This window comes from Streptomyces sp. GESEQ-35 (assembly GCF_017948485.1).
Lineage (GTDB): Bacteria > Actinomycetota > Actinomycetes > Streptomycetales > Streptomycetaceae > Streptomyces.
Genome location: NZ_JAFFSX010000004.1, coordinates 17,828 through 31,077 on the forward strand (window position 1 = coordinate 17,828; position 13,250 = coordinate 31,077).

The window sequence follows — 13,250 nt, forward strand, 5'->3', positions numbered from 1 at the left end:
GTGGGGGCTTGTCGCGCAGTTCCCCGCGCCCCTTACGGGGCGCGTTGCAGTTCGCTTAATCGTTGGTGATCAGTGGGTCCACGCACAGGTCGATGACCGGGATGCAGATTCCGGGCTGATCCGGTGTCGGGGAGTTGGTGGGCTGGGTGGGCGTGGGCGTCGGCCGTGGGGTGTTGGTCGTCGTCGCCGATGTGGTGGGTGTCTCGGGGGCGTCCGTCGGCGTGAGGGGCGCCTTCGTGGGCGTCGCGAACTGCGTCTTCGTCGGTGCTGGTGTCGTGCTCGGGCCGCGCGGCACGGAAGCGGTCGTGGGGATTGCCGTGGGGGAGGCCGCGAGGGTGGATTCGGTGTTCGGCGACTGGTCGGTGCCGGGATCGGGGCGGGGCTCGGCCTCCGCGGTGCCGAGATTGCCGACGCCGGAGTCGGGGGTCATGCGTACGAGGCTCAGGACGCCGGCGGCCATGGCGAGGCCTCCGGCGGCGAGGAGCAGTTTGCGGGGGCGGGGTTTGCGGTGGCGGCCGCGCTGACGTGGTGGTGTGTTCTGGTCCGTCACCGCGATGCCTCCCCGATGCGTTCGCGCCCCCGTTGCGCGTGGCGATGCGCACGTTATGCGCTCCTGTGGGAGGTCAGGCCGGAGTCGGGCGGGATGTCACCCGAAGGGGGAGCCTTTCCCTGGCCCGGGATGGCTGCGATGATCGGGGCGGATGCTGTTGTTAACCCGCGTTAACCCGGAGGGTGTCATGAGCGAGGAACGGTTCGGGGAGTTCGTGCTGGTGCGGCGTCACGGCGACGGGGCCGTCGGGCACGTCGCCGAGCTCGCCCTCGATCGGCCCAAGGCCATGAACGCCGTGTCGACGGAGATGGCCCGCTCCGTCGCGGCGGCCTGTGCGGCGCTGGGGGGCGACAAGGACGTACGGGTGGTCGTGCTGACGTCGACCCATGAGCGGGCCTTCTGTGTCGGGGCCGACCTGAAGGAGCGGAACTCCTTCAGCGACGCCGAGCTGGTGCGGCAGCGGCCGGTGGCGCGGGGTGCGTACACCGGGGTGCTGGAGCTGCCGGTGCCGGCGATCGCGGCCGTGCACGGGTTTGCGCTGGGCGGTGGGTTCGAGCTGGCGCTGTCGTGCGACGTGATCGTGGCGGACCGGACGGCTGTCGTGGGGTTGCCCGAGGTGTCGGTGGGGGTGATTCCGGGCGGCGGTGGTACGCAGCTGCTGCCGCGGCGGGTGGGGGCGGCGCGGGCGGCCGAGCTGATCTTCTCGGCGCGGCGGGTCGAGGCCGAGGAGGCGCGGGAGCTGGGGCTCGTGGACCAGCTGGTGGAGGCCGGGCGGGACCGGGAGGAGGCGCTGGCGCTGGCGTCCCGGATCGCGGCGAACTCTCCCGTGGGGCTGCGGGCGGCCAAGCGTGCGCTGCGGGTGGGGTACGGGCTCGATCTGCGCGCCGGGCTGGAGGTGGAGGACTCGGCGTGGCGTGCGGTGGCGTTCTCGGGGGACCGGGCGGAGGGGGTGGCGGCGTTCAACGAGAAGCGGCGGGCCGAGTGGCCGGGGGAGTAGAGCGGTCTGCTTGAACGGCACCCGGCGTTGGTGCTGGGCGGGGGTGGGTCGCGCAGCCCGGCGCCGACGGGGCGCCGCCTGCGCCCACCCGTGCCGCCCCAGGCGGCACGCATGCCCGCAGCTGGGGCGGGACGGCTGCCCGTGGCTGCGGTGGGGCTGCGGCGCCGCCCACCTGTTCGCCGCATCAATGTCCCGGTTCGCCCCAAACCTCCCTAGCCTGGAGTGATGGGTGAGGACATCCGGCTCGCAGCTGTCGTGGGGTTGGCGCAAGGCATGGCCGCCGCGCACGGGTCGCGGGATGCCTGGCGGGCGGCGGCTGTCGGGGCGTGCCGGGCGCTCGGCGGGAGTTTTGCCGCGTTGTCGGTGTGGGAGCGGGATCACGGGCGGCTGAGGGTGCTCGTGAATGTGGGGGAGCGGGCGGCCGGCGAGGTCGAGTTCCCGGAGGACGAGGCGTACCCGGTGCATCAGTTTCCCGAGATCACCGAGTTTCTGCACGAGCGCTGGGCAGGCGGCGGGGAGCCGGACGCCTGGGTCGAGACCGCGGATGGTCCGGCAGCCGGTCGGCCCGGTTACATCCACCAGCGGGTCGCTGCCCTGCGGCGTCGCGGCCGCGGTTGCTGTGTCGTCGCCCCGATCGTGCTGAACGGACGTGCCTGGGGGGAGCTCTATGTCGCGCGGGCCGTCGGCGAACCCGTCTTCGACCGGAACGACGCCGACTTCGCCACCGTCCTGGCCGCCGTCGTCGCCGCCGGGATCGCCCAGGCCGAGCGGCTGGAGGAGGCGAGGAGGCTGGCGTACACCGACGCGCTCACCGGACTGGCCAACCGCCGGGCCGTCGACGTACGCCTTGAGGAAGCCATCGAGCGGCATCGCAACCAGGACGTCGTCGTCAGCCTCGTCGTCTGTGATCTCAACGGGCTCAAGCGCGTGAACGACACCCGCGGGCATGCCGTCGGGGACCGGCTCCTCGAACGGTTCGGGTCCGTGCTGTCGCTGTGCGGGGCCATGCTCCCCGGTGCCCTTGCCGCCCGTCTCGGCGGTGACGAGTTCTGTCTGCTCGCGGTCGGGCCGCCCGCCGACGAGGTCGTCCGGGCCGCCGACGAACTGTGCCGCCGGGCCGCCGAGCTGGAGCTGGGGGACGGGGTGGCCTGCGGGGTCGCGTCGACGGAGGATCCCATCGGGCCCGTCCGGTCCGCCCGCCGTCTGTTCCGGCTCGCGGACGCCGCCCAGTACCAGGCCAAGGCGGTCAAGGCCACCAAACCGGTGGTCGCCGGACGCGAAGGCCCTGACGATCCCGTCGTACGGCTGGCCGACGAGCCGTCCCGCGACAACGGTGCCGAGCGACGCCGGTTCCGAGGGCGGCGCTGACGCCGGTGTGACCAAATCGGTAAGGGGCGAAAGCGTCCACCACTCGTGACACTGGAGCATTCACTGCGTACGCTCCTGAATATGGATATGCACACTGTGGTGGTGGGGACGTCCGGGGTCACCGCGTCCGACGTTCTCGCCGTGGCCCGCGCCGGCGCCCGGGTCGAGCTGTCCGCGGAGGCCGTTGCCGCCCTCGCCGCGGCCCGCGAGATCGTGGACGCGCTGGCCGCCAAGCCCGAGCCCGTCTACGGCGTGAGCACCGGCTTCGGTGCCCTGGCGACCCGGCACATCAGCCAGGAGCTGCGGGCCCAGCTACAGCGCAACATCGTCCGCTCGCACGCCGCCGGCATGGGGCCGCGCGTCGAGCGGGAGGTCGTACGGGCGCTGATGTTCCTGCGGCTGAAGACCGTCTGCTCGGGGCACACCGGCGTCCGGCCCGAGGTCGCGCAGACCATGGCCGACATCCTGAACGCCGGGATCACCCCCGTTGTGCACGAGTACGGCTCCCTCGGCTGCTCCGGCGACCTGGCCCCGCTGTCCCACTGCGCCCTCACTCTCATGGGGGAGGGGGACGCGGAAGGCCCGGACGGGACGCTGAGGCCCGCTGCGGAACTCCTCTCCGCGCACGGCATCGCGCCCGTCGAACTCCGTGAGAAGGAGGGCCTCGCCCTCCTCAACGGCACCGACGGCATGCTCGGCATGCTGGTGATGGCCCTCGCCGACCTCGACACCCTCTACAAGTCCGCCGACGTCACCGCCGCCCTGTCGCTGGAAGCCCTGCTCGGCACCGACAAGGTCCTCGCCCCCGAGCTGCACGCCATCCGCCCGCACCCGGGCCAGGGCGCCTCCGCCGCCAACATGCTGGCCGTGCTGAAGGGTTCGGGCCTGACCGGGCACCACCAGGGCGACGCGCCCCGCGTCCAGGACGCCTACTCGGTGCGCTGTGCCCCGCAGGTCGCCGGCGCCGGACGGGACACCATGGCCCACGCCCGGCTGGTCGCCGACCGCGAGCTGGCCTCCGCCGTGGACAATCCCGTCGTCCTGCCCGACGGCCGGGTCGAGTCCAACGGCAACTTCCATGGCGCGCCCGTGGCTTACGTGCTCGACTTCCTCGCCATCGCCGTCGCCGACCTCGCGTCGATCGCCGAGCGCCGTACCGACCGGCTGCTCGACAAGAACCGCAGCCACGGTCTGCCGCCGTTCCTCGCGGACGACGCCGGGGTGGACAGCGGGCTGATGATCGCTCAGTACACGCAGGCCGCGCTGGTGAGCGAGCTGAAGCGGCTGGCCGTACCGGCGTCGGCGGACTCGATTCCGTCCTCCGCGATGCAGGAGGACCACGTCTCCATGGGCTGGTCGGCGGCCCGCAAGCTGCGCACGGCCGTCGACAACCTCACCCGGGTCGTCGCCATCGAGCTGTACGCCGCCACGCGCGCCGTCGAACTGCGCGAGGGACTCACCCCGGCGCCCGCGTCGCAGGCCGTCATCGACGCCGCACGCGCGGCGGGGGTCGAGGGCCCCGGTCCTGACCGGTTCCTGGCGCCCGACCTCGCGGCGGCGGACGCGTTCGTGCGGGACGGGCGGCTGCTGGCGGCCGTGGAGGCCGTCACGGGGCCCTTGCGGTAGGGCAGTCGGGGTCCGGCCGTACGGCGACGGGAGGGGTCGGGGGAGGTGCTTGGGGTTGGCCGCTGGGCGGTGCGGTCGGGTTCGTGCGGGACGGGCGGTTGCTGGCGGCCGTGGAGACCGTCACGGGGCCCTTGCGGTAAGGGAGTCGGGGCCCGGCCGTGCGGCGACGGCAGGGCCCCGGAGCGTCACTTGAGCTTGGCTGCCTGGGCGGTGGTCACGGCCGACGGGACCTCGGCCGCCTTGCCGGTGCCCATGGTGGCGAAGTCCACCGTGTAGTAGGTGGCGATGGTGTTGCCCTGGCGCACCACCTGGGTCTTGAAGGTGGCGGTGCCCTCGCCGTCCATGTCGGAGCCCACGGAGAACGCCACGGACTCGTCGCCGCCCGCGGAGGCCTGCTCCGAGGAGACCTTGGTGATCTTCTGGGTCTCGCCCTGGGCCGTGATGGTGAACCCGCCGGCGCAGGCCGCGACCCCGTCGGAGACGGCCTTGAGCGCCTTCTCGGCGCCGTCGCCCGCGTACGAGGAGAGGCCCACGAAGGTCATGTTGACCGAGAAGGCGTTCTCGAGGTCGGCCTCGGTGGACTTGGAGGCGGCGTCCGACGCCGGGTCCGCGGTGACCGTGTTGCTCACGCCCGCGTCCGAGTCGCCCGGCGCGAGACCGGCCATGGCCCAGGCGAGCGGCCCGCATTCGGCCTTGTCGGTCTTCACGTCGCTCTTGGACTTCGGCAGGGTGTCGTCGCCGGCGGCGACCTTGTAGCCCTTGATCTCGCCCTCGGCGAGCAGCAACTTCTCCAACTCGGCCGCGCTGAGCGCCTTGGCGGCCTGAGCCGACGAGGAGGAGCCCTTCGAGTCCGACGCCTTGGAGCCGTCGGGCTCCTCGCTCGAACAGCCGGTGACAAGGGCGAGCGACAGCACGCTCACGGTGACCGTGGCGGCTGTGCGCACGCCCGATGATCTCTTCATGGGCGGACTATGAGGTTCAAGTCAAAGGCGCGTCAAGTGCTTTAAAAACCCAGTCGCTCACGGCGTACCGAATACACCACGAACCCGGCACCCACGGCGAGGCAGAAGCTCCCGCCGACGACATACGGGGTGGTGTCGAAGCTTCCGGTGTCGGCGAGCCGGGTGCCGTCGTCGGAAGCCGTCGTGGTCACCCGTGCCTGTGTGGTGACCTGCGAAGTCGGGGTCGCCGAGGGTTCCGTTCTCGCCGGTCCGTCCCAGGACGCGTTGGCGGAGGGGACGAACCACAGGGCGCCCAGCAGGGTTCCCGCGGCGGTGGCGGTCAGCAACGGACGGCGAGCGGATGACACGGAATATCGATCCCCTTGTGACGCTGGCGAATTGGCCGTGTGAGGCGATGTTAGTGAAAGGCGCGGGTCACGGGAAAGTCACGGGGGCAATGAGTCGTACGCTCCGGGCATGAGCACTTCTGAGACATCACGTTTTGTACGGCTTCGCGTGGAGCTGGTGATCGAGGTCGACGATGCCGACGGCCTCACCGAAGCAGCACTTCGCCGCATTGCGGACGGCGCGGATATGCCGGCCGGGGAGCGGGTACACGCCGAGAGTGCTGTGACGGAAGACACGGCAGAGGCTCTCGCGTATCTCGTGGACCCGTTCGACCTGGTCAGCGAGGTACCGGGGATCGAGCTCCAGCAGGCGTCCTGGAGCAGTGAGCAGATCGAGTACGACCCGGATTCGCCCGAGTGGGACCTCGACGAGGATGATGTCGACGAGGACGACGGCGACGAAGAAGACGCGAAAGACCTGAAAAGCGCGGTCGGCTGACGCGGCTTGGGAAAATCGTGACCCCGGGCGGCAACCGCGGCCCGGGGTTTCGTCGTCTCATGGGGCGCACTGACCGACACCCGCACCATCCGCCCCGCGGACGTGGTGCGCCCCACACATCCGAAGGATGTGGAACGGGACGAACCGGTCGTAGCGTTGATGTTCTTGACGATGTTCACGGGGACTCTCGGGGTTTTGGGGATTCGGCAACGATGGAGAAGCGTGTGATAACGGACAGTAAGCGGCGCAAGGGCCTGATGGCCGCGTCCGCACTGCTCGGCGGTGTCCTGGTGCTCTCTGCCTGTTCCGGCGGCGACGACAACGCCTCCGAAGGCGGCAAGGAGACCTCGCAGGCCAATGTCGACGAGGCGGCGGCCAAGAAGACCTCCGACGCCCAGATCAAGATCACGCCGAAGGACGGCTCGGACAACGCCTCCATCAACAAAGGCACCGCCGTCACCGTGAGCAAGGGCACACTCACCGAGGTGACCATGACGACGGCCGAGGGCACCGCCGTCGAGGGCGAGATATCCGCCGACAAGACCAGCTGGAAGCCCAGCGCCCAGCTGGAGCGGTCCACCACCTACAAGGTGACGGCGGAGGCGAAGGACTCCGACGGCCGCGTCGCCCACGAGAACGCCTCGTTCAGCACCGTCTCCCCGGCCAACAGCTTCCTCGGCTACTTCACGCCGGAGGACGGCTCCACCGTCGGTGTGGGCATGCCGGTGTCGATCAACTTCGACAAGGCGATCACCAACAAGGCGGACGTCCAGAAGGGCGTCACCGTCAGCTCCAGCAGCGGCCAGGAGGTCGTCTGCCACTGGTTCAACGACACCCGCATGGACTGCCGGCCGGACGAGTACTGGAAGGGCGGCTCCACCGTCACCCTGAAGCTCGCGCTCGACGGCGTCCAGGGCTCCGAGGGTGTCTATGGAGTCCAGCAGAAGACGGTCACCTTCCAGATCGGCCGCAACCAGGTCTCCTACGTCGACGCCAACACCAAGCAGATGAAGGTCACGCAGGACGGCAGGACGATCAAGACCATCCCGATCTCCGCCGGTTCGCCCGAGAACAAGACGTACGAAGGCGTCATGGTGATGTCCGAGAAGTTCAAGGAGACGCGCATGGACGGCGCGACCGTGGGCTTCACCGACGACGACGGTAAGGGCGAGTACGACATCAAGGACGTGCCGCACGCCATCCGCCTGTCCAGCTCGGGCACCTTCATCCACGGCAACTACTGGGGCGCGGACTCGGTCTTCGGCAGCACCAACACCAGCCACGGCTGCGTCGGCCTGAACGACACCAAGGGCGCCGACGACAAGGGCACGGCGGGTTACTGGTTCTACAACAACTCGATCGTCGGTGACGTCGTGGTCGTCCAGAACACCGGCGACAAGACCATCGCGCCGGACAACGGCCTCAACGGCTGGAACATGGACTGGGCGCAGTGGAAGGCGGGCTCGGCGGTCTGACCCGCCCGGCTCCTCCCACCGAACAGCGAAGCGGCCTGTACGGGACCTCGTCCCGTACAGGCCGCTCACTTATTGCCTGTTACTTGCCGTAGTACGCGTTGTAGATCGAGACCGTCGACTTGTTGTTCTTCTTGTCGGTGATCTTGGCGTGGAAGGAGATCGCCTTCCCCTTCGCCGGGTTCTTCGCGGTGATGTTGCCGTTCGTCACGGTGACCTTCTTCCAGGTCTGGCCGTAGTCGTACGACACGTACACCGTCAGGGACTTGAGGTTGCTGCCCTTGGCCGAACCCTCGACGACGACCGGGATCTTGACCGTCTTACCGGCCTCGACGCGGCTGTCCGGGCCCGTGGCCGCGTTGAAGCGGACCGTGGAGGCCGGGAGCTTGGCGAAGTCGGCGGACGGCTTCTTGGAGCGGAAGGTGAAGCTCGCGTCGATCCGCGTGGACGCGGCCGCGATCTTGACGCTCCGCTTGACCGAGGTCGTCAGCTTGTACTCGGCGTCGCCGGCCGGGACCTTGAACGCCTTCTCGCCGAACAGCGGGTCGTCGTTGGTGCCGACCTTGGTGCCGTTGCGGTACAGGGAGGTGTTCACCGAGGTGAACAGCGACGAGCCCGCGTGCCCGGCACTGTCCGCGAACAGGGGCAGGGACCCGAAGATGTTGTTGCCCTCACGGAACAGCCCGAACTCCGAGTTCAGCTTCGGGCCGAAGACCGCCCTGTTGAAGGTCTTCTTGTAGGTCTTGCCCGCCTGGAACGTCTGCGGGTTGCCGAGCGAGTAGTACGCCTCCAGGATCGGGAAGCCGTCCGCGTCCTTGCCGCCGTACTGCTCGACGTCGTACGTCCACTGGATCTTGTCGGACGTCGACAGGTACAGCGTGCGCGTGCCGGGCAGCTTCTGCGCGACCGAGGACCCGAAGACGGCGTCCTCGGGGAAGAGCCCGACGGTGAAGATCCCGCCGGTCTTGTCGGCGGCGGCCGCACCGATGTCGGTCTTCACCTTGGCGAGCTCGCCCGCCGTGAAGTGACGGACCTTGTCGCCCTGGATCTTCTTGACCTTGGCGGTGGTGGCCACGTCGTACTCGGTGTCGGCGCCCTTGGTCCACTGACCGTTCCAGGTCTGGGTGAGACCGGTGACCTCCCCGCCGAGATGCGCCATGCGCACATTGGCGAAGGAGTCGAGGCCGACGCCGATGCCGAGGCCCGCCGCCGCGTAGGTGTAGCCGATCATGCCGAAGGTCTGTTTGGCCGCGGCGTCCGGCACGGTGATGTCGGCCGCCTTGGTCGTGCGGGCGTCGATCGTCACCGAGGTGTTCTTGGTGACGCTCAGCTTCGGCTGGACCAGCCAGTCGATGCCGCCCTCCAGGTTCACGAAGTCCTTCGCGATCCAGGCGTCCAGCAGGTAAGTGCCCTTGGCCACGCGCATGGTGGTCGTGCCGGACTCGGCGGCCGGGACCTGGTAGACGCGGTCGGTGCCCAGACCCGAGTAGCCGAGGAGAATGGTGTTGTACTCGGACGGCTGCCCGTCCTTGCCGATGTGCTTGACCGTGACGTCGTACGACTCGACCTCACGCTGCACCGCGGCCGCCGTACGGACACTCTGGCCGCCGCCGGTCGCCGTCACATACGCGGAGTACGCGCCGTCGAGGGTGCCGCCCAGCCTGGTGTCGACGGTCATGCCGACGGTGGCCTTGCCGCCCGCCGGGACGGTCACCGTGGTGGCGCCGAGCTTGAAGAAGCCGGCCGGAGCGGCCTGCCCCTTCGGGTCGGTGGCCGTGGAGGTCAGCTTGAGCGTGACGTCCGTCGTACCGAGGTTGCGGTACGTCAGCTCCTTGCTCACCGGCTTGTCGTCGGTGTGCGGCCACTGCTGCGTGCCGAAGCTCACCGACACCGGGTCGGCGATCACGGTCTGCTTGATGGCCTTGTCGACCTGGATCCGGCCCGAACCCTGCTGGAACGGCGTGTACTTGCCGCCCTTGGTGGAACCGGCCAGCGCGCCCTTGATCTCGGCGTACGTCCAGTCCGGGTGCTGCTGCTTGAGGATCGCGGCGGCGCCCGCGACATGCGGCGTCGCCATGGACGTACCCGAGATGGTCAGATAGCCCGCCGGGTTCTGGCCGACCTCCTGGTCGATGATGCTGCCCGGGGCCGCGGCGGCCGTGATGTCCACGCCGGGCGCGGTCACGTCCGGCTTGATGGCGCCGTCGCCGGTGCGCGGGCCGGTGCTGGAGAACGGGGCGAGAACGTCCTTGTCGTCGACGGCGCCGACGGTGAGCGCGGCGTCCGCGCTGCCCGGCGAACCGACCGACTCCGGGCCGGAGTTGCCCGCCGCGATCGCGAAGAGGATGCCCTTCTCGGCGGACAGCTTGTTGACCGCCGCCTCCAGCGGGTCCACCTCGGGGGTGTCCATGCCGCCGAGGCTCAGGTTGACGACATCGGCGCCCTGTGCGGCCGCCCACTCCATGCCGGCGAGGATGCCGGAGTCGTCACCGGAGCCGTTGTCGTCGAGGACCTTGCCGTTGAGGATCTTGGCGCCGGGCGCGACCCCCTTGTACTTGCCGCCCGACTTGGCGCCGGTGCCCGCCGCGATGGACGCGACGTGCGTGCCGTGACCGTAGTGGTCGGTGGCGTCGGCGGCCGGCGTGAAGTTCTTGGACTCGATGACCTGGGTCTTCAGGTCGGCGTGGGTGGCGTCCACACCGGTGTCCAGAACGGCGATCTTGACGCCCTTGCCGTCGTAGCCGGCGGCCCACGCCTTCGGGGCGCCGATCTGCGGCACGGAGACGTCGAGGCTGGCCTTGCGGGTGCCGTCGAGCCAGACGTGCGCGATGCCGGAGGCCGTCCTGTCGCCGTTGGTGACCGCCTCCCACAGCTCGGGCGCGTCTGCCTGCGGCGTCTGTACCGCGTCCGCGTTCAGGGACTTGAGGGTCCTGCGGAGCGTGCCCGCGTCCCGGACGTCGGACTTGGCGGCCGTGGCGGCGCCCTTGTAGCCGACGATGACCTTCAGACCGTTCTTCTGGGACGAACGGGTCGCGGACTTGTTCAGCTCGGTGATGTCGAACAGCCGCTGGTCGAGCTTGCCGGCGGCGACCAGACGGGCCGCGTCGGCGGGTATGACGAGCGTGTGCCCGTCGTCCTCGCGGACCTGCACGGGTATGTGCTGACGCCCCTCCGCCCGCTCCAGGCCGACCACTTGGCCCTTCGCGTCGACGGCGATCCGGTCACCCGTGATGAGGGTGATCCGGTGGGGCGCGGCGAGCTGTGCGGAGCCCGTGGCCGCCCTCTGCTCGGGTTTCGCCGACGCCGGGCTGGTCATGCCCGCTGCGAGGGCGACGGCGGCCGCTGTGGCGACGGTGGCCGCGCACGCACTTTTCACTTGTCTGCGCAAATTTCCCCCTACCTGAGGTACCGGGTGAATTCCCCGTTCACCCGGCGGGGGGTCGTCTCGCACGCATGCGCGTGCTCCCCCCGGATTTCGCAGTATGCCGGTGGAAGATCGGGCACCTCAATAGACAAGTGACGGACAGGTTTGTTCTGTTACGAGATCGACGGACAGTCCGGTGTCGAATTCCGGCCACCTGTCTCGACGTACCCCTGGAAAGCCATACAGGCGCTTACCACGAGAAGGGAGCGGGACATGCTGCTGGAGAACAAGGTGGCCGTGCTGTACGGCGCCGGGGGGCCGATCGGGGGCGCGGTGGCGCGCGCGTTCGCCCGCGAGGGCGCGCGGGTCCAACTCGCCGGACGCACCGCGAAGAAGCTCGACGAACTGGCCGACGAGATCCGCGCGGAGAAGGGCGTGGCGGACACCGCCGTGGTCGACGCGCTCGACGAGCGAGCCGTGGACACCTACGTCGACTCCATCGCCGCCCGCGAGGGGCGGGTCGACATCTCGTTCAACGCCATCGGCTACGGCGACGTTCAGCAGCCGCTGACCGAGATCGCCGTGAGCGACTTCCTTCAGCCGATCACGAACGCCATGCGCAGCCAGTTCCTCACCACCAGGGCCGCGGCACGCCATATGACCCGGCGCGGGTCGGGCGTCATCCTCGCGTTCGGCGGCGGCGGGCCGCAGACGCTGCCCGGGCTGGGCGGCTTCAAGATCGCCCTCGACGCGCTCGAAGGGCTGCGCCGGCAGTGGGCCGTCGAACTCGGGCCCCACGGCATTCGCGTCGTCACCCTCAAGACGGGCGGCGTGCCGGAATCGATGCCCCAGGAGTTCGACGGCGCCGAGGAGATCATCGCCTCCATCGAGAAGGAGACGCTGCTGGGCCGCACGGCGACATTGCGCGACGTCGGGGAGGTGGCGGCGTTCGTGGCGTCGGACAGGGCGCGGACGCTGACGTCGACGGACGTGAACATTTCCTGCGGGGCGATAGTGGATTAGGGCGATGGTGGGTGGACCGCCGCCTCCTTCTCTCGTTTCGGGAAGCGGCGGTCACACCTGTGCCGTTGCCTAGACGGCCTTCTCCTTGACCGAGATGCGGCCCTTCCGGATGGTGGCCACGCGCGGGGCTTTCCTCGCGATCGCGGAGTCGTGGGTGACCATGATGAAGGTGAGCCCGAACTCCTTCCACATGGATTCGAGTACGTCCATGATCTCGTCGCGCATCGACTCGTCGAGGTTGCCGGTGGGTTCGTCGGCGAGCAGCACCTTCGGCTGCTTCACCAGTGCCCGCGCGATCGCCACGCGCTGCTGCTGACCGCCGGACATCTCGCCGGGCAGATGCCCGAGCCGCTCGCCGAGCCCGACCGACTTCAGCGCCTCGGCCGCTCGCTCGCGCCGTTCCTTCGTCTTCACGCCGAGGGGTACGAGTGCGGTCTCGACGTTCTCCTGCGCGGTGAGCGTGGGGATCAGGTTGAAGGACTGGAAGACGAAGCCGATGTTCTCGCTGCGGACCTTGGTGAGGCGGGCTTCGGAGAGCTTGGCCAGGTCGGTGCCGTCGAGGACGACTTCACCTGCGGTGGGGCGGTCGAGGGCGCCGAGCATCTGGAGCAGGGTGGACTTGCCGCCGCCGGTGGGGCCCTGGATGACCAGGCGGTCGCCGTCGGGGATGGTGAGGTCTACGCCGTCGAGGGCGCGGACGGTTTCCTTGCCTCGGGTGTAGTGCTTGGTGACGTTTTTCAGTTCGTACATGGTGGCTCCTGGAGGGTCTTCGGGGTGGTGCGAGTCCGTGTCGGCCGCGGGTCCGGTGGGGGCTGGTCGCGCAGTTCCCCGCGCCCCTGGGGTGGGTGCGGTCCCGCCGGTTGAGCGTGTGGGCTACTCGACTTCGGCTGCGGGTGAGTGGGGGCTGGTCGCGCAGTTCCCCGCGCCCCTTGGGGGTTGCGGTACCGTCGGCCGTCATAGCTCGCGTAGCTGCGGGCAGTCGTGCCGCTGGGGCGGCACGGGTGGGCGCGGCGGCACCCCCGCGAGCGCGGGCGAGCGACACCCCCCGAGCCGCAGTCGTACG

11 protein-coding genes are annotated in these 13,250 nt (G+C 69.7%); 6 read left to right on the forward strand and 5 right to left on the reverse strand.

All coding sequences use genetic code 11. The annotated features are described in order from the left end of the window. Positions 1–55: 55 nt before the first annotated feature. The gene (locus tag KCH87_RS09450; protein ID WP_308298794.1) at positions 56–550 is read right to left on the reverse strand and encodes a hypothetical protein; all 495 of its coding nucleotides are present in this window, start codon (positions 548–550) and stop codon (positions 56–58) included. 187 nt (positions 551–737) lie between these two features. Here KCH87_RS09450 and KCH87_RS09455 point away from each other — a divergent pair, with 187 nt between their 5' ends. The 3 genes from KCH87_RS09455 (at position 738) to hutH (ending at position 4,541) form a co-directional block, all read left to right on the forward strand. Then, on the forward strand, positions 738–1,547 hold the full coding sequence (locus KCH87_RS09455) for an enoyl-CoA hydratase/isomerase family protein (protein ID WP_210585508.1): 810 nt from the start codon (positions 738–740) through the stop codon (positions 1,545–1,547). Positions 1,548–1,772: 225 nt separating this feature from the next. Further along, positions 1,773–2,915 carry a GGDEF domain-containing protein gene (locus tag KCH87_RS09460; RefSeq protein WP_210585509.1) on the forward strand — a complete coding sequence of 381 codons (1,143 nt, stop codon included), beginning with the start codon at positions 1,773–1,775 and terminating at the stop codon, positions 2,913–2,915. A gap of 87 nt (positions 2,916–3,002) precedes the next feature. After that, entirely contained in the window at positions 3,003–4,541 is a 1,539-nt protein-coding gene (hutH, locus tag KCH87_RS09465; RefSeq protein WP_210585876.1) for a histidine ammonia-lyase, read from the forward strand. Between the two features lie 185 nt (positions 4,542–4,726). Here hutH and KCH87_RS09470 read toward each other — a convergent pair whose 3' ends face one another. Both KCH87_RS09470 and KCH87_RS09475 read right to left on the reverse strand, forming a co-directional pair. Next, the gene (locus tag KCH87_RS09470) at positions 4,727–5,503 is read right to left on the reverse strand and encodes a hypothetical protein (RefSeq protein WP_210585510.1); all 777 of its coding nucleotides are present in this window, start codon (positions 5,501–5,503) and stop codon (positions 4,727–4,729) included. Positions 5,504–5,544: 41 nt separating this feature from the next. Then, positions 5,545–5,829: an LAETG motif-containing sortase-dependent surface protein gene (locus KCH87_RS09475; protein ID WP_210585877.1), complete on the reverse strand. Its 285-nt coding sequence runs from the start codon at positions 5,827–5,829 to the stop codon at positions 5,545–5,547. 130 nt (positions 5,830–5,959) lie between these two features. Between KCH87_RS09475 and KCH87_RS09480 the strand changes: the two genes are divergently transcribed. Both KCH87_RS09480 and KCH87_RS09485 read left to right on the forward strand, forming a co-directional pair. Beyond that, positions 5,960–6,328: a hypothetical protein gene (locus KCH87_RS09480; protein WP_210585511.1), complete on the forward strand. Its 369-nt coding sequence runs from the start codon at positions 5,960–5,962 to the stop codon at positions 6,326–6,328. A gap of 212 nt (positions 6,329–6,540) precedes the next feature. Beyond that, positions 6,541–7,803, forward strand: coding sequence for an Ig-like domain-containing protein (locus KCH87_RS09485; protein ID WP_210585512.1), 1,263 nt, complete (start codon positions 6,541–6,543; stop codon positions 7,801–7,803). Between the two features lie 79 nt (positions 7,804–7,882). Here the strand turns inward: KCH87_RS09485 and KCH87_RS09490 are convergent, their stop codons facing one another. Beyond that, positions 7,883–11,176 (reverse strand): S8 family serine peptidase, encoded by a 3,294-nt coding sequence (locus KCH87_RS09490; protein ID WP_210585513.1) that lies wholly within the window; start codon positions 11,174–11,176, stop codon positions 7,883–7,885. Positions 11,177–11,437: 261 nt separating this feature from the next. Between KCH87_RS09490 and KCH87_RS09495 the strand changes: the two genes are divergently transcribed. Further along, positions 11,438–12,187 carry an SDR family NAD(P)-dependent oxidoreductase gene (locus tag KCH87_RS09495; protein ID WP_210585514.1) on the forward strand — a complete coding sequence of 250 codons (750 nt, stop codon included), beginning with the start codon at positions 11,438–11,440 and terminating at the stop codon, positions 12,185–12,187. Positions 12,188–12,256: 69 nt separating this feature from the next. Here the strand turns inward: KCH87_RS09495 and KCH87_RS09500 are convergent, their stop codons facing one another. After that, positions 12,257–12,937: an ABC transporter ATP-binding protein gene (locus KCH87_RS09500; RefSeq protein ID WP_210585515.1), complete on the reverse strand. Its 681-nt coding sequence runs from the start codon at positions 12,935–12,937 to the stop codon at positions 12,257–12,259. Positions 12,938–13,250 lie beyond the last annotated feature (313 nt).

Excerpts from the sequence above, each read along its gene's own strand:
- hutH (WP_210585876.1), top strand. The coding sequence starts at position 3,003 with ATGCACACTGTGGTGGTGGGGACGTCCGGGGTCACCGCGTCCGACGTT.
- KCH87_RS09485 (WP_210585512.1), top strand. The coding sequence starts at position 6,541 with ATGGAGAAGCGTGTGATAACGGACAGTAAGCGGCGCAAGGGCCTGATG.
- KCH87_RS09495 (WP_210585514.1), top strand. The coding sequence starts at position 11,438 with ATGCTGCTGGAGAACAAGGTGGCCGTGCTGTACGGCGCCGGGGGGCCG.
- KCH87_RS09480 (WP_210585511.1), top strand. The coding sequence starts at position 5,960 with ATGAGCACTTCTGAGACATCACGTTTTGTACGGCTTCGCGTGGAGCTG.
- KCH87_RS09455 (WP_210585508.1), top strand. The coding sequence starts at position 738 with ATGAGCGAGGAACGGTTCGGGGAGTTCGTGCTGGTGCGGCGTCACGGC.
- KCH87_RS09460 (WP_210585509.1), top strand. The coding sequence starts at position 1,773 with ATGGGTGAGGACATCCGGCTCGCAGCTGTCGTGGGGTTGGCGCAAGGC.
- KCH87_RS09470 (WP_210585510.1), bottom strand. The coding sequence starts at position 5,503 with ATGAAGAGATCATCGGGCGTGCGCACAGCCGCCACGGTCACCGTGAGC.
- KCH87_RS09500 (WP_210585515.1), bottom strand. The coding sequence starts at position 12,937 with ATGTACGAACTGAAAAACGTCACCAAGCACTACACCCGAGGCAAGGAA.